The organism is Pseudomonas sp. MDT1-17 (assembly GCF_054898105.1).
The window spans coordinates 6169580-6191878 of sequence record NZ_JBUBVM010000001.1 but is presented as its reverse complement, the minus strand read 5'-3'; the positions used below and the strand labels follow the sequence as shown (position 1 = coordinate 6191878).

The 22299-nt window shown below is 59.4% G+C and carries 22 protein-coding genes and 1 other RNA gene; 15 read left to right on the top strand and 8 right to left on the bottom strand.

Annotated elements, in window-relative coordinates; genetic code table 11:
- Positions 1-110: 110 nt before the first annotated feature.
- The 3 genes from ubiD (at position 111) to ACYZTX_RS28615 (ending at position 3552) form a co-directional block, all read left to right on the top strand.
- Complete coding sequence (gene ubiD, locus ACYZTX_RS28625; protein WP_046045118.1) at positions 111-1577, top strand: 4-hydroxy-3-polyprenylbenzoate decarboxylase; 1467 nt, start codon at positions 111-113, stop codon at positions 1575-1577.
- Positions 1577-2545, top strand: coding sequence for a CDP-6-deoxy-delta-3,4-glucoseen reductase (locus ACYZTX_RS28620; protein WP_462036828.1), 969 nt, complete (start codon positions 1577-1579; stop codon positions 2543-2545). Before ubiD ends, ACYZTX_RS28620 begins: the two co-directional genes overlap by 1 nt.
- A gap of 338 nt (positions 2546-2883) precedes the next feature.
- Positions 2884-3552 carry a gamma-glutamylcyclotransferase gene (locus tag ACYZTX_RS28615; RefSeq protein WP_462036827.1) on the top strand — a complete coding sequence of 223 codons (669 nt, stop codon included), beginning with the start codon at positions 2884-2886 and terminating at the stop codon, positions 3550-3552.
- On the opposite strand, the gene glpT is transcribed toward ACYZTX_RS28615, so the two are convergent.
- Positions 3528-4877, bottom strand: coding sequence for a glycerol-3-phosphate transporter (glpT, locus tag ACYZTX_RS28610; RefSeq protein WP_462036826.1), 1350 nt, complete (start codon positions 4875-4877; stop codon positions 3528-3530). The two genes, ACYZTX_RS28615 and glpT, sit on opposite strands and share 25 nt — an antisense overlap.
- A gap of 291 nt (positions 4878-5168) precedes the next feature.
- A complete protein-coding gene (locus ACYZTX_RS28605; RefSeq protein ID WP_462036825.1) occupies positions 5169-6146 on the bottom strand; it encodes an NADPH:quinone oxidoreductase family protein in 978 nt (325 codons plus the stop codon).
- A gap of 150 nt (positions 6147-6296) precedes the next feature.
- On the opposite strand from ACYZTX_RS28605, the gene ACYZTX_RS28600 reads away from it, so the two are divergent.
- The gene (locus ACYZTX_RS28600) at positions 6297-6698 is read left to right on the top strand and encodes a flagellar basal body-associated protein FliL (protein ID WP_462036824.1); all 402 of its coding nucleotides are present in this window, start codon (positions 6297-6299) and stop codon (positions 6696-6698) included.
- 113 nt (positions 6699-6811) lie between these two features.
- On the opposite strand, the gene ACYZTX_RS28595 is transcribed toward ACYZTX_RS28600, so the two are convergent.
- The gene (locus tag ACYZTX_RS28595; protein ID WP_462036823.1) at positions 6812-7264 is read right to left on the bottom strand and encodes an EVE domain-containing protein; all 453 of its coding nucleotides are present in this window, start codon (positions 7262-7264) and stop codon (positions 6812-6814) included.
- A gap of 201 nt (positions 7265-7465) precedes the next feature.
- On the opposite strand from ACYZTX_RS28595, the gene ACYZTX_RS28590 reads away from it, so the two are divergent.
- Positions 7466-7618, top strand: a complete 153-nt coding sequence (locus ACYZTX_RS28590) for a hypothetical protein (protein WP_008024268.1) — start codon at positions 7466-7468, stop codon at positions 7616-7618.
- A 34-nt stretch (positions 7619-7652) separates the two neighbouring features.
- On the opposite strand, the gene ACYZTX_RS28585 is transcribed toward ACYZTX_RS28590, so the two are convergent.
- The 4 genes from ACYZTX_RS28585 to ACYZTX_RS28570 all read right to left on the bottom strand — a co-directional run bounded on the left by ACYZTX_RS28585 (position 7653) and on the right by ACYZTX_RS28570 (position 9075).
- Positions 7653-8258 carry a 5-formyltetrahydrofolate cyclo-ligase gene (locus tag ACYZTX_RS28585; RefSeq protein WP_462036822.1) on the bottom strand — a complete coding sequence of 202 codons (606 nt, stop codon included), beginning with the start codon at positions 8256-8258 and terminating at the stop codon, positions 7653-7655.
- An 84-nt stretch (positions 8259-8342) separates the two neighbouring features.
- Positions 8343-8521, bottom strand: a non-coding RNA gene (gene ssrS, locus ACYZTX_RS28580) — 6S RNA.
- 30 nt (positions 8522-8551) lie between these two features.
- Positions 8552-8869, bottom strand: a complete 318-nt coding sequence (locus ACYZTX_RS28575; protein WP_150765618.1) for a cell division protein ZapA — start codon at positions 8867-8869, stop codon at positions 8552-8554.
- A complete protein-coding gene (locus ACYZTX_RS28570; RefSeq protein ID WP_462036821.1) occupies positions 8866-9075 on the bottom strand; it encodes a TIGR02449 family protein in 210 nt (69 codons plus the stop codon). The genes ACYZTX_RS28575 and ACYZTX_RS28570 overlap by 4 nt, the downstream gene beginning before the upstream one ends.
- A 128-nt stretch (positions 9076-9203) precedes the next feature.
- Here ACYZTX_RS28570 and ACYZTX_RS28565 point away from each other — a divergent pair, with 128 nt between their 5' ends.
- The 10 genes from ACYZTX_RS28565 (at position 9204) to gcvP (ending at position 21416) form a co-directional block, all read left to right on the top strand.
- Complete coding sequence (locus tag ACYZTX_RS28565) at positions 9204-9764, top strand: YecA/YgfB family protein (protein ID WP_462036820.1); 561 nt, start codon at positions 9204-9206, stop codon at positions 9762-9764.
- A gap of 27 nt (positions 9765-9791) precedes the next feature.
- Entirely contained in the window at positions 9792-11126 is a 1335-nt protein-coding gene (pepP, locus tag ACYZTX_RS28560) for a Xaa-Pro aminopeptidase (protein ID WP_462036819.1), read from the top strand.
- Positions 11123-12310 (top strand): 2-octaprenyl-6-methoxyphenyl hydroxylase, encoded by a 1188-nt coding sequence (gene ubiH, locus ACYZTX_RS28555; RefSeq protein WP_462036818.1) that lies wholly within the window; start codon positions 11123-11125, stop codon positions 12308-12310. Before pepP ends, ubiH begins: the two co-directional genes overlap by 4 nt.
- Positions 12303-12443: a hypothetical protein gene (locus ACYZTX_RS28550; RefSeq protein WP_347802495.1), complete on the top strand. Its 141-nt coding sequence runs from the start codon at positions 12303-12305 to the stop codon at positions 12441-12443. Before ubiH ends, ACYZTX_RS28550 begins: the two co-directional genes overlap by 8 nt.
- 9 nt (positions 12444-12452) lie before the next feature.
- On the top strand, positions 12453-13670 hold the full coding sequence (locus ACYZTX_RS28545; RefSeq protein ID WP_462037126.1) for a 2-octaprenyl-3-methyl-6-methoxy-1,4-benzoquinol hydroxylase: 1218 nt from the start codon (positions 12453-12455) through the stop codon (positions 13668-13670).
- 221 nt (positions 13671-13891) lie between these two features.
- Positions 13892-14896, top strand: coding sequence for an extracellular solute-binding protein (locus ACYZTX_RS28540; RefSeq protein ID WP_462036817.1), 1005 nt, complete (start codon positions 13892-13894; stop codon positions 14894-14896).
- Between the two features lie 156 nt (positions 14897-15052).
- Positions 15053-16669, top strand: a complete 1617-nt coding sequence (locus ACYZTX_RS28535; RefSeq protein ID WP_462036816.1) for an ABC transporter permease — start codon at positions 15053-15055, stop codon at positions 16667-16669.
- Positions 16670-16825: 156 nt separating this feature from the next.
- On the top strand, positions 16826-17908 hold the full coding sequence (gene gcvT / locus ACYZTX_RS28530) for a glycine cleavage system aminomethyltransferase GcvT (RefSeq protein WP_462036815.1): 1083 nt from the start codon (positions 16826-16828) through the stop codon (positions 17906-17908).
- A gap of 50 nt (positions 17909-17958) precedes the next feature.
- Positions 17959-18342 (top strand): glycine cleavage system protein GcvH, encoded by a 384-nt coding sequence (gene gcvH, locus ACYZTX_RS28525; protein ID WP_462036814.1) that lies wholly within the window; start codon positions 17959-17961, stop codon positions 18340-18342.
- Positions 18343-18542: 200 nt separating this feature from the next.
- A complete protein-coding gene (gene gcvP / locus ACYZTX_RS28520) occupies positions 18543-21416 on the top strand; it encodes an aminomethyl-transferring glycine dehydrogenase (protein ID WP_462036813.1) in 2874 nt (957 codons plus the stop codon).
- A 155-nt stretch (positions 21417-21571) separates the two neighbouring features.
- Here gcvP and ACYZTX_RS28515 read toward each other — a convergent pair whose 3' ends face one another.
- A complete protein-coding gene (locus ACYZTX_RS28515) occupies positions 21572-22240 on the bottom strand; it encodes an outer membrane protein (protein ID WP_462036812.1) in 669 nt (222 codons plus the stop codon).
- Positions 22241-22299 lie beyond the last annotated feature (59 nt).

The window sequence follows — 22299 nt, the reverse complement described above, 5'->3', positions numbered from 1 at the left end:
GGCTTTTTGCTATCTGATTTTTGATGAACCGGCAGTTCGTGGTTCTGAACAGAGGGGTTCGGCGCTAAACTGCCACCCCCCGAACGCCACGGCCAATACGAGGCTCACGCATGCAGTATCGCGACTTGCGCGACTTTATCAGCGGCCTGGAAAAGCGCGGCGAACTCAAGCGCATCCAGGTTCCGGTGTCCCCTGTGCTCGAAATGACCGAGGTCTGCGACCGCACCTTGCGTGCCAAAGGTCCGGCCCTGCTTTTCGAAAAGCCCACGGGTTATGACATTCCAGTGCTCGGCAACCTGTTCGGCACCCCTGAGCGCGTAGCGCTGGGTATGGGCGCAGAGGCGGTCAGCGAATTGCGCGAGATCGGCAAGCTGCTGGCGTTCCTCAAGGAGCCCGAGCCGCCGAAAGGCCTGAAAGATGCCTGGTCCAAGCTGCCGATCTTCCGCAAGATCATCGCCATGGCACCGAAGGTGGTCAAAGACGCGGTCTGCCAGGAAGTGGTCATCGAAGGCGACGACGTCGACCTCGCGATGCTGCCGGTGCAGACCTGCTGGCCGGGCGACGTTGGCCCGCTGATCACCTGGGGCCTGACTGTCACCAAAGGTCCGAACAAGGATCGCCAGAACCTCGGCATCTACCGCCAGCAAGTGATTGGCCGTAACAAGGTCATCATGCGCTGGCTGAGCCACCGTGGCGGCGCGCTGGATTACCGGGAGTGGTGCGAGAAGCACCCGGGTCAACCGTTCCCGGTGTCCGTGGCGCTGGGCGCCGACCCTGCGACCATTCTTGGCGCTGTAACGCCGGTACCGGACAGCCTTTCCGAATATGCTTTCGCTGGCTTGTTGCGCGGCAACCGCACCGAACTGGTGAAATGCCGTGGTAACGATCTGCAGGTTCCGGCGACTGCCGAGATCATCCTTGAAGGCGTGATCCATCCAGGCGAAATGGCCGATGAAGGCCCGTACGGCGACCACACCGGCTACTACAACGAAGTCGACAGCTTTCCGGTGTTCACCGTCGAACGCATCACCCACCGGATCAAACCGATTTATCACAGCACCTACACCGGCCGTCCGCCGGATGAGCCGGCGATTCTCGGCGTGGCGCTGAATGAAGTGTTTGTGCCGATCCTGCAGAAGCAGTTCCCGGAGATCACCGACTTCTACCTGCCGCCCGAAGGCTGCTCGTACCGCATGGCCATCGTGACCATGAAGAAGTCGTATCCCGGCCATGCCAAGCGGGTAATGCTCGGTGTCTGGTCGTTTTTGCGACAGTTCATGTACACCAAGTTCGTTATCGTCTGTGACGACGATATCAACGCACGCGACTGGAACGACGTGATCTGGGCCATCACCACGCGCATGGACCCCAAGCGCGACACGGTGATGATCGACAACACGCCGATCGACTACCTGGACTTCGCCTCGCCGGTCTCCGGCCTGGGTTCGAAGATGGGGCTCGATGCCACGCATAAATGGCCGGGCGAAACCACTCGCGAGTGGGGCCGGGTGATCGTCAAGGATGAAGCCGTGACCCAACGGATCGATGCCATCTGGAATCAGTTAGGAATAGATTGATGCGTGTAACCTTGCAGCCGTCCGGAGCAGTGCTACAGATTCTGCCCGGCGAGCGGATTCTCGATGGCGCGCGGCGTCTGGGCTATGAATGCCCGCAAAGCTGCCGAAACGGCAATTGCCACGTGTGCGCGGCGTTGCTGGTGGAAGGGCGGGTCGAACAGGAAGGCGATGTGCGCGACCATGGCGAGTTCTACACTTGCATAGCAGAGCCGCTGGAAGACTGCATCGTGCTGTGGGATGGCGTGCTCGCGCGGGGAGAATTGCCGGTGCGCAGCTTGTCGTGTCAGGTCATTGAGTGCAGGGACGTCGGCGGCGATACCTGGCGTGTGCGTCTGCGAGCGCCGGCTGGCAAGCCGCCGCGCTATCACGCCGGTCAGTACTTGATGATCGAGCGCGAGAACGGCGAGAAATCCGCGTTCTCCCTGGCCTCGGCGCCCCATGGCGGGCGCGATCTGGAAATCCATGTGCTGGCGCGCGAAAGCAGTGCGCTGAACCTGATCGAGCAGCTTCAGCGCAACGCGATGGTGCGGCTCGAAATGCCCTTCGGCGACACCCATCTGGCGGAACTGCCGGACGGTCCGTTGGTGCTGATTGCCGCGGGCACCGGCATGGGCCAGATTCATAGCCTGATCGAACATTGCCGTGCCGCGGGCTTCAAACATCCGGTGCATCTGTATTGGGGCGTGCGTCGTCCTGAAGACTTTTATGACATTGAACATTGGGATGAATGGCTGAAACTGCCCAACCTGTTCCTGCATAAAGTCGTCAGCGATCAATGCGGCTGGCAGGGGCGGTGCGGCATGTTGCATGAAGCAGTGTGCGAAGACTTCCCTGATCTGAAACCCTTGCATGTCTACGCCAGCGGCTCTCCGGCGATGGTCTACGGTACGCTCGATGCCTTGGTCGAAGCCGGGATGGATGCTCATCAGATGCGTGCGGATGTGTTTGCGTACGCTCCTCGATCTTGATCCTCGATCTTGATCCTCGATCTTGATCCTCGATCTTGATCCTCGATCTTGATCCTCGATCTTGATCCTCGATCTTGATCCTCGATCTTGATCCTCGATCTTGATCCTCGATCTTGATCCTCGATCTTGATCCAAGGCCCTGATCGTTATAACTCTCCATATAGCCGATCGGTATTTATAGTTTTATTTAAATGCCGGTAGGTTATATCTCATCAAGGCGATTATTTAAGAACTGTGCCATGGCACTTAAATTGCCTTAAAACATATGTGCCTTATTGTTACAGCGGTGCGTTCTATTAAGTAATTCTTTATCCGCGGGGAGCTGAACGCTATTCGCCATGAGCGCCATTGAATCTGCTTTTTTGAATCTGGCTTACCCGCCGCGGCTCGATCTGGGGCCGCAGCTCACGCACGAACAATTGCTCAGCTCGATGCAGTCGACCATGGCGCGTCACAAGGGCGGTCCGGTGTGGTTGTTTGCTTATGGCTCGCTGATCTGGCGGCCTGAATGCCCGGCGGTGGAACGTGTGCGGGGTCGGGTGCATGGCTACCATCGCGGTTTGTACCTGTGGTCCCACGAGCATCGCGGCACGCCGGAAGTGCCTGGCCTGGTGTTTGGTCTGGATCGTGGCGGCTCTTGCAGCGGTTTCGCTTACCGCTTACCCGAAGAACAACTCGACGCTTCGCTCTACGCCTTGTGGCAGCGCGAAATGCCATTTCCGTCCTATCGTCCACACTGGCTCAACTGCCGTCTTGAAGACGGAAGTCAGGTTCAGGCATTGGGCTTTGTTTTGGAGCGTCACCTGCCCAGCTATGCCGGCAACTTGCCGGATCACGTGCTGAGCCATGTGTTCGAAAACGCTTGCGGGCGTTACGGCACCACTCGCGATTATGTCGAGCAGACCGCCAACGCCCTGCGTAGCCACGCCATGCCAGACCGGAATCTGGAGGCGCGGCTCAAGCGCTGCAAATCGAAGGCCGATCAGGCGATTGCTTCGCGGCTCTGACTGGCGACTTGCTTGTGCCACAGGGTTGGCGCAAGGAAGACCATCGCCAGAATGCACGCGCCGATCAGTAATACAAAACCACCATCCCAACCGAAATGGTCCACGGTGTAGCCCATCGCTGCACTGGCCGCGACCGAACCACCCAGATACCCGAACAGACCCGTGAAGCCTGCTGCCGTACCGGCGGCTTTCTTCGGCGCCAGTTCCAGCGCTTGCAGCCCGATCAGCATCACCGGGCCGTAGATCAGGAAACCAATCGAGATCAGCGCGATCATGTCGACAGTCGGGTTGCCGGCCGGGTTGAGCCAATATACCAACGTCGCCACGGTCACCAATGCCATGAACACCATGCCGGTCAGGCCACGGTTGCCACGGAAGATCTTGTCCGACATCCAGCCACACAGCAGCGTGCCCGGAATACCTGCCCACTCGTAGAGGAAATACGCCCACGAGGTTTTGTCCACGCTGAATCCTTTGGCTTCCTTGAGGTAAGTCGGTGCCCAGTCCAGCACGCCGTAGCGCAGCAGGTAGACAAAGACGTTGGCCATGGCGATGTACCAGAGCATTTTGTTGCGCAGCACGTATTTGACGAAGATTTCCTTGGCGCTGAATTCGTCTTCGTGGCTGGCGTCGTAGCCTTCCGGGTAGTCGTTCTTGTACTTCTCGATGGGCGGCAGGCCTACCGATTGCGGGGTGTCGCGCATGGTGACGAAGGCAAACACCGCCACCGCCATGGCGACCGCCGCCGGCACGTAAAACGCTGCGTGCCAGTCATTGAACAGGCCCATGCCGAGCAGGAACAGCGGGCCGATCAGGCCGCCACCGACGTTATGCGCCACGTTCCACAAGGACACTACGCCACCGCGTTCCTTCTGCGACCACCAGTGCACCATCGTCCGCCCACTCGGCGGCCAGCCCATGCCCTGGGCCCAACCATTGATGAAGAGCAGGATGAACATCATGGTGACGCTGGACGTAGCCCACGGTGCGAAACCAAAAATGAACATCACCCCGGCCGATACCAGCAGGCCGAAGGGCAGGAAGTAACGCGGGTTGGAGCGGTCGGACACCAGGCCCATGAGGAACTTCGACAGACCGTAGGAAATCGCGATTGCCGACATCGCCAACCCCAATTGACCACGGGTGTAACCCTCGTCGATCAGGTACGGCATGGCCAGGGAGAAGTTTTTGCGCAGCAAGTAATAACCCGCATAGCCAAAGAAAATCCCGGCGAAGATCTGCCAGCGGAGGCGTCGGTAAGTGCTGTCTATTTTTTCTTCAGGCAATGGAGCCTGATGTGCGGCAGGACGAAAGAAAGCAAACATTCAAGAGCTCCAGATTTCTTGTTTTGACTGCGGATGCGAATGTTACAGTTTCGTTACCGAAAATAGCACTGGTTCGCATCGGCCAAATAGCGGAAATGTTGGAGATCGCATGTTCTTTTATGAACATGTCGCTCAGGTATAAATGTAGGGCGTTGTGGGAAACGTTACTTGCAGGTCTTCATGCGGCATTTCGGTCCAGGGTAGGACGAGGCTTTGGGAAATGTCCTTCGTTTGAATGGGAAGTAAGCAGTCTGAACTCCTTCATTTGAAGTCCAGGCCGCTTCATTGGGTTCAACGAACCTGCACCACCACTTTCCCGACGGCCTTGCGCTGGCCCAGATCATTAATAGCCTGCGCCGCATTACTCAGCGGATACACCTGCGACACCAGCGGCTTCAACTTGCCCTCGGCAAACCAGCCAAACAATTGCTGGAAGTTCGCCGCGTTGTCTTGAGGCTGGCGCTGGGCAAACGAGCCCCAGAACACGCCGACCACTGCCGCACCTTTGAGCAGCGCCAGGTTCACTGGCAATTCCGGGATGCGACCGCTGGCAAAGCCGACCACCAACAGGCGTCCGTTCCAGGCAATGGCGCGAATGGCCTGGTCGAACAGATCACCGCCCACCGGGTCGTAGATCACGTCGGCGCCCTGGCCATCGGTCAGGCGTTTGATTTCGTCCTTGAGGCTGGTTTCGCTGTAGTTGATCAGCTCATCTGCACCGGCAGCCTTGGCCACCGCAAGTTTTTCGGCGCTGCTGGCGGCGGCGATCACGCGGGCGCCCATGGCTTTGCCGATTTCCACCGCCGCCAGGCCGACGCCGCCGGAAGCGCCAAGCACCAGCAGGGTTTCACTGGGTTGCAGATGGCCTCGTTGCTTGAGCGCGTGCATCGAAGTGCCGTAGGTCATGCTGAAAGCGGCGGCGGTGTTGAAGTCCATAGAGGGCGGAATTGGCAGCACGTTATAGCCTGGCACCGCGACCTGTTCGGCGAAACTGCCCCAACCGGTCAGGGCCATGACCCGATCACCGACCTTGAGGTGAGTGACCTTTTCACCCACCGCGCTGACCACGCCGGCGGCTTCGCCACCCGGGGAAAAGGGGAAGGGCGGCTTGAACTGGTATTTGCCCTCGATGATCAGCGTGTCCGGGAAATTCACCCCGGCGGCGTGCACGTCCAGCAGGATTTCATTCTTCTTCGCAACAGGACTGGCGACGTCTTCCAGCACCAGCGATTCGGCAGGGCCGAAGGCTTTGCACAGCACGGCTTTCATCAGGGCTATTCCTTTGGGAGTGATGGCCGATAAGTGTAGGTGTGTGAGTCGATGGGTCAACGAGCATGCCCGGCCCTGATAGTCAGCCATAAGCTTGTGCTTGTGCGACGGGTCGTTATGCTAGGCCGCAAACCGGATAAGGAGCGAATTGTGAAAGCGTGGATCATGTTGTTGCTGGCCCTGTCTCTGCCTGTGGCAGTGATGGCCGAAGAAGCCAAAGATGCTCCGAAGGTCAATTACATCACCTTGAGCCCGCCGTTCGTGGGTAACTACGGGCTGGACGGTACGCCGAAGCTCAAGGTCTACAAGGCCGATGTGGCGTTGCGAGTGACTGGGGAAGAGGCGACCAAATTGGTCAAAGCCAACGAGCCGTTGATCCGTAATCAACTGGTGGCGTTGTTTGCCCAGCAGACTACCGAGGCGATGAACAACGTCGAGGCCAAGGAAAAGCTGCGTCAGGAAGCCCTGAAGCAGACCCAGCAAATCATGAGCGACGAAACCGGTAAGCCGGTGGTTGAGGATCTGTTGTTCAACAACCTGATCATTCAATAAGACTTCGTTGTCCTGACTGGCTTATTCGCGAGCAGGCTCGCTCCCACAGAGAATGCAGATTCACTGTGGGAGCGAGCCTGCTCGCGAAAACACGCTTGCAGTCACTGCATGGCTTAAGCCCGTAATGCAATCACCGCCGCCCACTGCTCTGCTGTCACCGGCATCACCGACAGTCGCGAGCCTTTCTGCACCAGCGGCATCTCGGCCAGCGCCGCCTGCTGTTTCAGATAATCCAGCTTAAGCACCTTGGGAAACGTCTCGACGTGAGCGACATCGATCGCGCTCCAGGCGTTTTTCTCTGTCGTGGCTTTCGGATCGTAGTAATGACTTTCAGGCTCCAGCGCCGTCGGGTCCGGATACGCGGCTTCGACAATCTTTCCGATCCCGGCAATTCCCGGTTCGGGGCAGCTGGAATGATAGAAAAAAAAGTCGTCGCCCACGGCCATGGCCCGCAGAAAATTACGCGCCTGGTAGTTGCGAACCCCGTCCCAGCGCGCTTTGCCAAGCGTTTCCAGGCCCTTGATCGAGAGCTCGTCGGGCTCGGATTTCATCAGCCAATAGGCCATGGTTTTTGCTCCTTGCGAGGTGAGTGGGCAAGTTGTCAGGCAATTTTATGACAAACCGACGGTCGGTTGACGCCAGCGTTTGCGTGTCGGTTCACGTTGTCGCAGAATGCCGGCCTTCTAAGCTTGACGCTGCTGCACGGCCTACACCTACAACGGAAACCGCTGCTGTCATCGTATTGATGTGCCTTTGGGGGGCAATCGATGAAACGCAAACCGGATTTACTATGGATTTTGGTTATTTTGTTCGGCCTGGGCGTCGTGACCACTGGCTATGCCCAAAGCCTGTGGAGCAACAAGACCGATGCTCCGATCGAAATCGCGCAGCAACAGCAGCCGTCGGCGTTCAAACGCTGAATCTGTCTTCGGAAGCCGCTGATTCCCGCGGCGTCTAGCCTGCGAAATACCACGCCTTGTCTGTCACCGTTCCCTGTAACGGCACATCCCAGCTCGCTTGAGCCAATCGCTCGACCTTCTGACATTCATGGGCCAGCCCCAATAGCGTCGGCTTGCGCCAGTTTTTACGTCGAGCCAGGTACGCCAGGCTTCGATCATAGAAGCCACCGCCCATGCCCAGGCGCCCGCCGACATCGTCAAACCCTACCAATGGCAACAGCACCAGATCGAGCGCCCAGACTTTACGTTGCCGGGCGAGGTTGTGCCGGGGTTCGAGAATACGGAAACGGTTGGGTTGCAGTTTTTCACCGGGGCGAATTCGCTGGAACACCATTTTGGTTCGTGGCCAGGCGCTGAGCACCGGCAGATAAGTCGCCTTGCCCCGACGTTGAGCGGCGCGCAGCAACACACGCGGATCGATTTCACCGTCGGTGGGCAGATACAGAGAGATATGTTTTGCGCGACGAAACAGCGGCTGCTGGGCCAATTGCTTGTACAGCCCGCGTGCAGCCTGGCGCTGCTGGCTGGGTGTCAGTGCGCGGCGGGCCTTGCGCAGCATGCGTCGAAGTTGCGGGCGTGGCAGCAGCGCAGGTTCGTTCATGGATTCGGGCTCGCGGGGCGGATACGTAAAGCGTACCCGTAAAAAAGCCGATGCCGGTATTTAAACCGGCATCGGACTGGAATCAGACTCCCCGGATGAACCGCTGTCGACTTAGCCCTTGAACCCGAAAGTTCAAGGTGGAAGATGCAGTAGGCTTTAAGGCTTTCCGTCTAGCGGACATGCACACCAGCCCAACGTGCAACCTCCAGGGTATAGCAAATCGGCTCAGGGACATCGCCAACTGGCAAGCACCCCAGGGAGTGTTGCGAGTATACCCCAAGCGGTTTCGCGTTTCAGCCCTTGGTGACGTCCGGATCGGTTGCGAGCACCAGATCGACGCGGTCCAGCAGGTCGCGAACCTGCTCACGGGTCGAGCCGCCGGCCTGTACATCCGGGCGCTCTTCCTTGTGCAGAAGATCGTGGGTGATGTTCAGCGCGGCCATTACGGCGATGCGATCGGCGCCGATGACTTTGCCGCTGCTGCGGATTTCGCGCATCTTGCCGTCCAGGTAACGGGCGGCGCTCACCAGGTTGCTGCGCTCTTCCTGGGGGCAAATGATCGAATATTCTTTATCGAGGATCTGCACGGTAACGCTATTGCTTGAACTCATGAGTCTTGCTCCAGGGCCTTGAGGCGCGAAATCATTGATTCGACCTTACGCCGTGCGATTTCGTTCTTTTCAATGAGGTGAGCGCGTTCCTCGCGCCAGGTCTTTTCCTGAGCTAATAGGAGTCCGTTTTGACTCTTTAGTTGCTCGACTCGGTCAATTAGCAACTCGAGTCTCGCCATCAGCGCTTGCAGGTCTGAGTCTTCCATTGTGTCCACTGAGATTGTGTCTAGTGAGTGGTAGCTGGCGGACAGCCTTTAATAGTCTTGGCGAGTCTGTCGATGTAGGATACAAGGCCTTCATTCTAGACATAGCGCCGTCTGGCGCCTAGCTGCCCATGCCCATTCAGAATTCCCCGTATCAAGCCTTCGCCACACTGCTGACTTCCAGCGGTCATAATGTCTCGCCTGCCGAACTGCATGGCCTGTTGCTCGGCCGCAGTTGCGCCGGTGCCGGCTTCGATGCCGAAGGCTGGCTGGTCGATGCCGCCGAGTTGCTCGAAACCGAGCCGCAGGATAACGTCCGCAACGCCCTGATCGGCTTGCAGGAGATGGTCAAAGGCGAGCTCACTGGCGACGACGTGACCGTCGTTCTGCTGCTGCCGACCGATGACGAGCCACTGGCCGACCGCGCCGCCGCACTGGGCCAATGGTGCCAGGGCTTCCTCAGCGGTTTCGGTCTGAACTGCCGTGACAGCAGCATGCTGAGCACCGAGGCCACCGAAGTGTTGCAGGATCTGGCGGCCATTTCTCAGGTGCAAGACGCCCTGGAAGAGTCCGAAGACGGCGAAAGCGACTACATGGAAGTCATGGAATACCTGCGCGTCGCGCCGCTGCTGCTGTTCTCCGAAACCAAAAAAGCGGATGCGCCGGCTGCCGCCAAACCGTCGTTGCATTAATTTTTTGCCAGGGAAAGCCATCTGCCCATGATTCATATCCCGAAATCGGAATACAGCCGTCGCCGCAAGGCCCTGATGGCGCAGATGGAACCCAACAGCATCGCCATCCTGCCCGCCGCTGCCGTTGCCATCCGCAACCGTGACGTCGAGCACGTCTATCGTCAGGACAGCGACTTCCAGTACCTCAGCGGTTTTCCCGAGCCTCAGGCGGTTATCGTTCTGATGCCGGGGCGTTTACATGGTGAATACATACTGTTCTGCCGTGAACGCAACGCCGAGCGAGAATTGTGGGACGGCCTGCGCGCCGGGCAGGAAGGCGCGATTCGCGACTTTGGCGCCGACGACGCCTTCCCCATCACCGACATCGACGACATCCTGCCGGGCCTGATCGAAGGCCGCGACCGGGTGTATTCGGCCATGGGCAGCAATCCGGAATTCGACCGGCACCTGATGGACTGGATCAACGTGATCCGCTCTAAAGCGCACCTCGGCGCCCAACCGCCGAACGAATTCGTTGCCCTGGATCATCTGCTTCACGACATGCGCCTGTATAAAACGGCGGCAGAAGTGAAGGTGATGCGCGAAGCCGCACGGATTTCCGCCCAGGCGCATATCCGCGCGATGCAGGCCAGCCGAGTCGGGCTGCATGAATTCAGCCTCGAAGCCGAGCTCGACTACGAGTTCCGCAAAGGCGGGGCGAAAATGCCGGCCTACGGTTCTATCGTCGCCGCTGGGCGCAACAGCTGCATCCTGCATTACCAGCAGAATGACGCCGTGCTCAAGGACGGCGATCTGGTGTTGATCGATGCCGGGTGCGAGATTGATTGCTACGCCAGCGACATCACTCGCACTTGGCCAGTCAATGGCAAGTATTCAGCGGAGCAGAAAGCGATCTACGAGTTGGTGCTGGCTTCGCAAGAAGCGGCGTTTGCCGAAATCGCCCCTGATAAACATTGGAATCAGGCGCACGAAGCCACCGTCCGGGTCATTACCACAGGGTTGGTGAAGTTGGGCCTGTTGCAGGGGGACGTCGACGAGTTGATCGCCAGCGAAGCCTATAAAGCGTTTTACATGCACCGCGCCGGCCACTGGCTGGGTATGGATGTGCATGATGTCGGCGAATACAAGGTCGGCGGCGAATGGCGCGTGCTGGAAGTCGGCATGGCGTTGACCGTGGAACCGGGTATCTACATTGCCCCGGACAACCAGAATGTGGCGAAGAAATGGCGCGGCATTGGCGTGCGCATCGAGGACGACGTAGTGGTCACCAAAACCGGCTGTGAAATCCTGACCCAAGGCGTGCCGAAAACGGTCGCCGAGATCGAGGCCTTGATGGCCGCCGCGCGGGCACAAGCGGCATGAGTCGAGTCAATCTGGCAATCATCGGTGGTGGTCTGGTCGGCGCTAGCCTGGCGTTGGCGTTGCAAGCAGGGGCCAAGGCGCGTGGCTGGAAGATCGTGTTGATCGAACCCTTTGCCCCCGGCCACACCTATCAACCGAGCTACGACGCCCGTTCTTCGGCGTTGTCCTACGGCGCCAAGCAGATTTATCAACGGCTGGGCGTGTGGCAGGAAATCTCCCGCCGCGCCGAGCCGATCAAGCAGATTCATGTCTCCGACCGTGGACGTTTTTCCACCGCGCGATTGTCGGCGATGGAAGAGGGCGTTCCGGCGCTGGGTTACGTGGTGGAAAACGCCTGGCTCGGCCAATGCCTCTGGCAAGGTCTGGATAAGGACGTGATTACATGGCGTTGCCCGGCGGAAGTCACGCGCATGGAGCCTTTGACCGACGGCTATCGCCTGACCCTCAACGATGAAACCACCCTGGAATGCGACCTTGCGGTGCTCGCGGATGGCGGCCGTTCCGGTTTGCGCGAACAGCTGGGTGTTGGCATCAAAAAGCGCCCCTATAACCAGAGTGCGCTGATTGCCAACATCACCCCGAGCGAAGCGCACAACGGCATGGCCTTCGAGCGTTTCACCGATGACGGTCCGATGGCGTTGTTGCCGTTGCCGGAAAACCGCTGCGCACTGGTCTGGACTCGATTGGGAATGGACGCGCAACGACTCGCGGCACTTGATGAGCGCAGCTTCCTCAGCGAGTTACAGGGCGTGTTCGGGTACCGCCTCGGCACCTTGAAGCAGGTGGGTGCGCGGCATCTTTACCCGCTGACGCTGATCGAAGCCGAAGAGCAGGTGCGTCCGCATCTGGCAATTCTCGGCAACGCCGCTCACAGCCTGCACCCGATTGCCGGCCAGGGTTTCAACCTGTCCCTGCGTGATGCCCAAGCGTTGGCTGATGCGCTGCTGGCGAGCGAAACATCTCCCGGCGACTTTACGACCTTGCAGGCTTACCGCGAACGTCAGCGTCTGGATCAGAACCTGACCGTGGGATTCTCCGATCAGGTCACCCGTTTGTTCGGCAGCACTCAACCGCTGGTTTCCCTGGGCCGCAACATCGGCCTGCTCGGTCTCGATCTGCTGCCGCCGGCCAAACGCTGGTTCGCCCGGCAAGCCATGGGCTTGGGTACTCGACCCGATGCTTAAGTGGCTGACTGCAAGACTCGACTCGATGGTCGATCCGTTTTTCATGCTGATGCTGCTGGAGAACCTCGGTCACCGGTACATTGTCGGAAAAACCCTTTACGTGCGGCTCAAGCCGCAAGCGAGACAGGCTTAAAGCATGGAAATGCGCGCAGATCTGCTGATTGTCGGGGCCGGAATGGTCGGTAGCACCCTGGCGCTGGCGTTGCAGGACAGCGGGCTGGAAGTCCTGCTGCTGGACGGTAGCCCGATGAGCGTCAAGCCCTTCGACGAGCAATCGCCGTTCGAACCGCGAGTGAGCGCCTTGTCGACGGCCAGCCATAGGATTCTCGAACGCCTCGGTGTCTGGGACGGTATCGCCAACCGGCGCAGCAGTCCGTATACCGACATGCACGTCTGGGACGGCAGCGGCACCGGGCAAATTCATTTTTCGGCGACCAGTGTGCATGCCGAAGTGCTGGGGCATATCGTCGAGAACCGCGTGGTTCAGGATGCCTTGCTCGACCGTTTGCATGACTGTTATCTGGGCATGCTGGCCAACGCGCGTCTGGAGCAAATGCGTCGCTCCGGCGACGATTGGCTGCTGACCCTGGCCGATGGGCGCACGCTGCGCGCACCGCTGGTGATTGCGGCGGATGGCGCCAACTCCGCAGTGCGGCGGCTGACCGGTGTGGCGACTCGCGAGTGGGATTATCTGCACCATGCGATCGTCACCAGCGTGCGCAGCTCCAGGCCTCATCAACTGACCGCCTGGCAGCGTTTCACTGACAACGGTCCATTGGCGTTTCTGCCGCTGGAACGTGATGGTCAGCAGGATTGGTGTTCGATCGTCTGGTCGACCACCCCGAGCGAAGCCGAACGCCTGATGGCGCTGGACGACGAAGGTTTCTGCAAAGCGCTGGAGCGAGCCTTCGAAGGCCGACTCGGCACGGTGCTCAGCGCCGATCCGCGTCTGTGCGTGCCCCTGCGCCAGCGCCATGCCAAGCGCTACGTGGCTGAAGGCCTGGCGCTGATCGGCGACGCGGCGCACACCATTCACCCATTGGCCGGGCAGGGCGTGAACCTCGGTTTCCTCGATGCCGCCGTGCTGGCCGAAGTGCTGCTGCAAGCGATCACGCGTGGCGAGCGTTTGGCGGATGTGAAAGTGCTCAGTCGCTACGAGCGTCGGCGCATGCCTCACAACCTGGCATTGATGGCGGCGATGGAGGGTTTCGAGCGCCTGTTCCAGGCTGATCCATTGCCGGTGCGCTGGTTGCGTAATGCCGGGTTGAAGATGGTCGACCAGATGCCTGAAGCCAAGGCGCTGTTCGTGCGCGAAGCGCTGGGTTTGATCGGGGATCTGCCGGCGCTGGCCAAGGCCTGAGATTTGCGCTGCGGCTGATGGCCCTTTCGCGAGCAGGCTCGCTCCCACATTGGAATGCTTTTCAACTGTGGGAGCGAGCCTGCTCGCGAAGGGGCCGGTACATTCACCACAAATCCCAACCTATGCAACATCTGGTAACGCCTCCGCAAACTGTTCGATTGAGAAGCTAAATGTGAGTCCATATCATTTGGCTTCAATTTTTCAACCGAGAGATCGCTCCCATGTTGATACCGAAGCGTCTACTGACCGCATTCGCCCTGACCCTGATTGGCAGCACCGCTGCCCAGGCCGCCGATGAAGTGGTGGTTTACTCCTCGCGGATCGACGAGCTGATCAAGCCGGTCTTCGACGCTTACACCGCGAAAACCGGTGTGCAGGTGAAGTTCATCACCGACAAGGAAGCGCCGCTGATGCAGCGGATCAAGGCCGAGGGCGAGAACGCCACCGCCGACCTGCTGCTGACCGTCGATGCCGGCAACCTCTGGCAGGCCGAGCAAATGGGCATCCTGCAACCGTTCACCTCCAAGGTGATCGACGCCAATATCCCGCTGCAATATCGCTCTTCCGCCCATGCCTGGACCGGTTTGAGCCTGCGGGCGCGGACTATCGCTTACTCCACTGAGCGGGTGAAGCCGGGCGAGCTGACCACTTACGAAGGTCTGGCCGACAAAAATTGGGAAGGCCGCCTGTGCCTGCGCACGGCGAAGAAGGTCTACAACCAGTCCCTGACCGCCACCATGATCGAAGTCCACGGCGCTGACAAAACCGAGAAAATTCTCAAGGGTTGGGTAAGTAACCTGTCCACCGACGTGTTCTCGGATGACATCGCGGTGCTGGAGGCCATCAACGCTGGCCAATGCGACGTCGGCATCGTCAACACCTATTACTACGGTCGTCTGCACAAGCAGAAGCCTGATCTGGCGGTAAAGCTGTTCTGGCCAAACCAGGGCGACCGTGGCGTGCACGTGAACCTGTCGGGCATCGGCCTGACCAAACACGCCCCGCACCCGGAAGCGGCCAAAGCCTTGGTGGAATGGATGACCACACCTGAAGCGCAGAAGATCTTTGCTGACGTGAACCAGGAATTCCCGGCCAACCCTGCGGTTCAGCCTTCCGCAGAAGTGGCGAGCTGGGGCAAGTTTGTCGCTGATACGTTGCCTGTGGAAATTGCCGGCAAGCGTCAGGCTGAAGCGATTCGCATGATGGATCGCGCTGGCTGGAACTGAGTCTCTGTCTTTAAAGATCAAAAGATCGCAGCCTCGTTTCACTCGACAGCTCCTACATTGGGATGGCGTACCCATGTAGGAGCTGTCGAGTGAAACGAGGCTGCGATCTTTTTGCGTTTTCCCTAAACTTCACGATTTATCCGCGAGAGACCTTTCTTGGCCCACCCCGCCCAACGCCGCTGGTACCCTCTGGTCTTCGCCATCGCTGCGCTGGTCCTGCTGCCACTTAGCGTGTTGCTGTTGTCATGGCAAACCATCGATCATCAAATCTGGTCCCACCTCTGGGATACCCAGATGCCGCGCCTGCTGGGCAACACCCTGATCCTGGTATTCGGTGTCGGCATCGGCGTAACACTGTTGGGCGTGAGCCTCGCCTGGCTCACCAGTCTCTGTGAATTCCCCGGCCGGCGTTGGCTGGACTGGGCGCTGATGCTGCCTTTTGCGATACCGGCCTATGTGCTCGCGTTCGTCTTCGTCGGCCTGTTGGATTTCGCCGGCCCCGTGCAAACCCTGTTGCGCGAATGGTTCGGCACAGGTTTGAGGTTGCCGCGGGTGCGCTCCACCGGCGGTGTGATTCTGGTCCTGGTGCTGGTCTTCTATCCCTACGTTTACCTGTTAGCGCGAACCGCGTTCCTGGCTCAAGGCAAAGGCTTGATGGAAGCGGCGCGAGTCTTGGGGCAATCCCCGTGGCAGGCGTTCTGGCGAGTCGCGTTGCCCATGGCGCGCCCGGCCATCGGTGCCGGCGTGGCGTTGGCGCTCATGGAAACCCTGGCGGATTTCGGCGCGGTGTCGGTGTTCAACTTCGACACGTTCACGACCGCCATCTACAAGACCTGGTACGGATTTTTCAGCCTCTCTACCGCCGCGCAACTGGCCAGCCTGTTGCTGCTGGTGGTGATGATCGTGCTGTACGGCGAGCGCCGTGCTCGCGGGGCCAACCGGGCGAGCAACGAACGACCTCGGGTCAAGGCGCTGTATCACCTGCGCGGTTTCAAAGCGCTGGCGGCCATGAGTTGGTGCGGTCTGGTGTTCGCTTGTGCCTTCGTCATTCCGATGCTGCAACTGATGGTTTGGTTCTGGCAGCGTGGGCGCTTCGATCTGGATGAGCGTTACGCGGGGCTGATCGTCCATACGTTGTACTTGGGCGCAATGGCGGCGTTGATCACCGTCAGTGTTGCTTTGGTGCTGGCGTTTGCCCGACGCCTGGCGCCGACCCGAGCAATCCGCTCCGGCGTCAGTCTGGCCAATCTCGGCTACGCCTTGCCGGGTTCGGTGCTGGCGGTGTCGATCATGCTGGCGTTCAGTTACCTGGACCGCGAACTGGTGATTCCGTTATCGGGTTGGTTGGGGGGCGCCGGCAAGCCATTGCTGCTGGGTAGTCTGTCGGCGTTATTGCTGGCCTATCTGGTGCGTTTCATCGCGGTGGCGTATGGGCCGCTGGAAAGCAGTCTGGCGCGAATACGGCCATCTTTGCCCGAAGCAGCACGTAGCCTTGGCGTCAGTGGGCCACGACTGTTTTTCAAAGTGTATCTGCCGTTATTGCTGCCAGGAACGTTGAGCGCTGGGTTGCTGGTGTTCGTCGATGTGCTCAAGGAAATGCCCGCGACCCTTCTGATGCGCCCGTTTGGCTGGGATACGCTGGCGGTGCGGATCTTCGAAATGACCAGCGAAGGCGAATGGGCAAGGGCCTCGTTGCCGGCCCTGACCCTGGTTTTGGTCGGGCTGTTACCAGTCATCGGATTGATTCGACGTTCGGCGCATCGAAACGCCTAGGTGTCAGTCCTACACCTTGAGGCTACAATGCGCGGCATTCGGTGCGGTCCGTCCTACAGACCAGGTAGCTGAAATCGGCTGAAAGCCTTCTATTTCAAGGCTTTCACCCCGTGCAGCACCGGCCCGCACCTTCGCCACGCCCGGAAGGAGAAACCCATGGGACAGCGTACGCCTCTGTATGACCTTCATCTCGCCCTCGGCGCGAAGATGGTCGATTTTGGCGGTTGGGATATGCCCTTGCATTACGGCTCGCAGGTCGAGGAACACCATCAGGTGCGTCGCGATTGCGGGGTTTTCGATGTATCCCACATGACCGTGATCGATGTCAGCGGCCGTCAGGCCAAGGCCTGGCTCCAGCATTTGCTGGCCAATGACGTCGAACGTCTGCACAGCCCTGGCCGTGCCTTGTACAGCACCATGCTCAACGAGCGTGGCGGCATCGTCGACGACATGATTGTCTACCGTCTCGAGGACGGTTATCGGCTGGTGGTCAACGCCTCCACCCGCAATCAGGACCTCTCCTGGATGGAGGCCCATCTCGATGGTTTCGATGTGCAACTCAACGAGCGCTCCGAGTTGGCGATGCTGGCCATTCAAGGGCCTCAGGCCCGGCACAAAATTTCCGAACTGGTGACCCAGTCCCGCAGCAACCTGATCCAGATGCTCAAGCCTTTTGAAGGCCAGCCTGACGGCGACTGGTTCATCGCGCGCACCGGTTATACCGGTGAAGATGGCCTGGAAATCGTTCTGCCGGCCAATCAAGCGCCAGGATTCTTCAACGATCTGGTGGGCGCGGGCATCTCGCCGATCGGCCTCGGGGCGCGCGATACTCTGCGGGTCGAAGCCGGCATGAACCTCTATGGTCAGGACATTCACCAGGACGTTTCACCGCTGGCCTCGAACATGGCCTGGAGCATTGCCTGGGAGCCGGCCACTCGTCAGTTCATCGGCCGTGCTGCCCTGGAAGCCGAACGGGCCGGTGGCGTACAGCACAAACTGGTCGGGCTGGTCCTTGAGGAGCGTGGGGTTTTGCGCGCTCATCAAGTGGTCCGCATCGCCAATGTTGGCGAAGGGGAGATCACCAGTGGTAGTTTCTCTCCTACGCTTAGCAAATCGATAGCACTGGCGCGCGTGCCGATGGCGACTGCCGACCGCGCAGAAGTGGAAATCCGTGGCAAGTGGTACCCGGTCCGAGTGGTCAAACCGACCTTCGTACGCCATGGCAAAACCTTGATCTAATCTTTTCTGGCGGGCAACGACCGCTGACAATTCTCTTGAGGACACAGAACATGAGCGATATTCCTGCCGACCTGCGTTTTGCCGAAAGTCACGAATGGGCCCGTCTCGAAGCCGATGGCACCGTCACCGTGGGCATCAGCGATCACGCTCAGGAAGCCTTGGGCGATGTGGTGTTCGTTGAATTGACCGAAGTCGGAAAAGTCTTCGCCGCCGGTGATCAATCCGGTGTGGTGGAGTCGGTTAAAGCGGCTTCGGACATCTACTCCCCGGTGGCCGGTGAAGTGACTGCGATCAACGAAGAACTGAGCGCTACCCCGGAGCTGCTCAACTCCGACCCGTACAGTGCCTGGATCTTCAAGCTCAAGCCAAGCAACGCTGGCGATCTGGACAAGCTGCTCGATGCAGCTGGCTACAAGGCCGCCATCGGCGAGTAATGCTCGCCCCGTAGGAGCTGCCGAAGGCTGCGATCTGTTGATCTTGTTTTTTTAAAATCAAAATCAAGATCAACAGATCGCAGCCTTCGGCAGCTCCTACATCGGTATCTCTTGATCCTCAATGACGCCCCGGCATCGACTGCTATGCTGGTTTGACCGTGTTGCATCGACGTTGAGCGCCAGTCAAGAGAGAGCCCGTCATGTCCCAGTTGCCGTCCTTGAGCCAGTTACGCGACCCCAATGCCTTCCTTCGCCGCCACCTCGGGCCCGATGCCGCCGAGCAACAGGCGATGCTCGACAGTCTCGGCCTCGGTAGCCGTGTCGAGTTGATCGAGCAAACGGTGCCGCCGGGAATCCGCCTGAACAGGCCGCTCGACCTGCCACCCGCCCTCGACGAAGAAGCCGCGCTGGCCAAACTGCGTGGGTACGCCGAGCAAAACCAGGTCTGGACCAGCCTGATCGGCATGGGCTACCACGGCACCCTCACGCCGACCGTCATTGTGCGCAACGTGCTGGAAAATCCCGGTTGGTACACCGCGTACACGCCGTATCAACCAGAGATCGCCCAAGGGCGGCTCGAGGCGTTGCTGAACTTCCAGCAATTGACCATCGACCTCACCGGCCTGGAGCTGGCCAACGCCTCGCTGCTGGATGAAGCCACGGCGGCGGCGGAAGCCATGGCGCTGGCCAAGCGTGTCGCCAAGTCCAGAAGCAATCTGTTCTTCGTCGACGAAAACTGTCACCCACAGACCATTTCCGTGGTGCAGACCCGAGCGGAAGGGTTCGGCTTCGAGTTGATCATCGACACTGTGGATAATTTGAAACAGCACCAGGTGTTCGGCGCGCTCCTGCAATATCCTGATACCCATGGCGAAATCCGCGATCTTCGTCCATTGATCGATCAGCTGCATGCTCAGCAAGCCTTGGCGTGTGTCGCAACCGACCTGCTCAGTCTGTTGTTACTGACGCCGCCGGGTGAGTTGGGCGCCGACGTGGTGTTCGGTTCATCCCAGCGTTTTGGCGTACCCATGGGGTACGGCGGGCCTCACGCGGCGTTTTTTGCCAGTCGCGATGAGTACAAACGGGCGATTCCCGGGCGGATCATCGGCGTGTCGAAAGATGCACGCGGCAATGTCGCCTTGCGCATGGCCCTGCAAACCCGCGAGCAACATATCCGCCGCGAGAAGGCTAACTCGAATATTTGCACCGCTCAGGTGCTGCTGGCCAATATTGCCAGTTTTTATGCGGTGTACCACGGTCCGGAAGGGCTCAAACGCATTGCCCAACGCGTCCATCGGCTAACCTGCATCCTCGCCGCTGGCCTCGAGCGCCACGGCATCACGCGCCTCAATAAAAACTTTTTCGACACGCTGACGCTGGAGGTCGGTGGTACTCAGACCGCAATCATCGAAAGCGCTCAAGCGGCGCAGATCAACTTGCGCATTCTCGGGCGTGGGCAGTTGGGGCTGAGCCTCGACGAAACCTCTGACGAATCCACCGTCGCGAAGTTGTTTGATGTGTTCCTCGGTTCCGATCATGGGCTTAACGTCGAGGAACTGGACGCTGAAGCCCTTGCTTTCGGCATTCCCGCAGGTCTGCTGCGTACCTCGCCTTATCTGCGTCACCCTGTGTTCAGCGCCCATCACAGCGAAACCGAAATGTTGCGTTACCTCAAGCAACTGGAGAACAAGGACCTGGCGCTCAATCAATCGATGATCCCGCTGGGCTCCTGCACCATGAAGCTCAATGCCACCAGCGAGATGATCCCCATCACCTGGCCGCAGTTCGCCAACCTGCACCCGTTTGCGCCGAAAGAGCAGGCGGTCGGTTATTCATTGATGATCGAAGAACTGGAGCGCTGGCTCTGCGCGATCACCGGTTTCGACGCGATTTGTATGCAACCCAACTCCGGTGCCCAAGGCGAATACGCCGGGTTACTGGCGATCCGCAAATATCACGAGAGCCGCCAACAGGGTGCTCGGGATATTTGCCTGATTCCGTCCTCGGCCCACGGCACCAACCCGGCTTCGGCGCAAATGGCCGGCATGCGGGTGGTGATCGTCGAGTGCGACGAGGCAGGCAACGTTGATCTGGATGACCTGAAAGTCAAAGCCACTGAGGCGGGCGACAAACTGGCCTGCCTGATGGCGACGTATCCTTCTACCCACGGCGTATACGAGGAAGGCATCAGCGAAATCTGCGAAGTCATCCACAGCCACGGCGGCCAGGTGTACATGGATGGCGCCAACCTCAACGCCCAGGTCGGGCTGGCGCGTCCGGCGGACATAGGCGCCGACGTGTCCCACATGAACTTGCACAAGACCTTCTGCATTCCACATGGCGGCGGCGGGCCGGGCATGGGGCCGATTGGCGTGCGGGCGCATCTGGCGCCGTTCGTTGCCAATCACCCGGTGGTGCCGATCGACGGGCCACTGGCGCAAAACGGCGCAGTCAGTGCGGCGCCCTGGGGCAGTGCAAGCATTCTGCCGATCAGCTGGATGTACATCGCGATGATGGGACCGCAACTGGCGGATGCCAGTGAGGTGGCGATTCTCGCCGCGAATTACCTGGCGCAGCACTTGTCCGGGGCGTTTCCGGTGCTTTACACCGGGCGTAACGAACGAGTGGCTCACGAATGCATTCTTGACCTGCGGCCACTCAAGGCGCTGACCGGGATCAGCGAGGAGGACGTCGCCAAGCGGTTGATGGACTATGGCTTCCATGCGCCGACCATGTCATTTCCGGTGCCGGGAACGTTGATGGTTGAACCGACCGAAAGCGAATCGAAGGCAGAGCTGGACCGGTTTATTGGCGCGATGCTGAGTATCCGCGCGGAAATCACCGAGGTGCAGAACGGCAACTGGCCAGCCGATGACAACCCATTAAAACGTTCACCGCATACCCTGGCCGATATCACCGGGGTTTGGGAGCGGCCCTACACCATTGAGCAGGCGGTGACGCCGGACACTCACACCAAGGCCCACAAGTATTGGCCGGCGGTGAACCGCGTCGACAACGTCTACGGCGACCGCAATCTGTTTTGTGCGTGTGTGCCGGTGGATGATTACCGCTGAACTACCGGGCACAAAGAACTGATGTGTGCGGGCTTGCTCGCGATATAGGTAGTCCGTGCCAGTCGACATCCATACCGACTGACACACCGCTTTCGCGAGCAAGTCGGATCGCCGCACCGCCACTCCCACAAGTGAATTACATCAGGGCAAATAACTCAGAACGACATTCGCGCCTCAACGTACAGGTTCTGCTCCCGCAGCTTGCCCTTGAGCTGTTCGTCCCGGGCATTGATGCGGTTGGCGAAGGTGTTGTAGCCGGTTTCAATGTCACCCATGTCGACATAGCGATAGCCGGTGCCGAGGGTGATTTTCTGGTTGAGCTTGAGGTCTGCCCCGACGCCCAGGGCGTAGGCGAAGTTGTTCTGGCTGTTGTTGGCGAATCGTCGCGAAGGGTTGGTTTGATAACCTTCGGAACTGATGTGTGCCACACCCACGCCGGCCATGGCATACAGCGACAGGTATTCGTTCAGCGGGAAGTCTTTGTAGCCATTGACCATCAGGCGACTGGACGAGACTTGCATGTTGTTGACGTTGGCGTTGAACGGCGCCCAGTGGCTCTTGAACTCCGAATCCTGCTTGATGCTGTATTCAGCTTCCAGGCGCCAATTCCCCTTGAACCCGTAGCCCAGTGCCACGGAACCGCCAACATCTTTATTGCTGTCCGGGCTGGCCACACGATTGCTGACCCTGGGGCTGGTGAGCAGGGCGCTTTCCAGGTCTTGCTGGGCGCTTTGAATTTTTACCGAGCCGTACAGGCCCTCGGCTTGAGATACGTTGCTGAAGACTGCGGCAAGCAGCAATAAAGACAGGCTTGGTTTGCTCATGGGTATCGATTCGCTTGTTTAGGGTGTTCGAATCGACAAAGTTTGGGGGCGCACCCCCC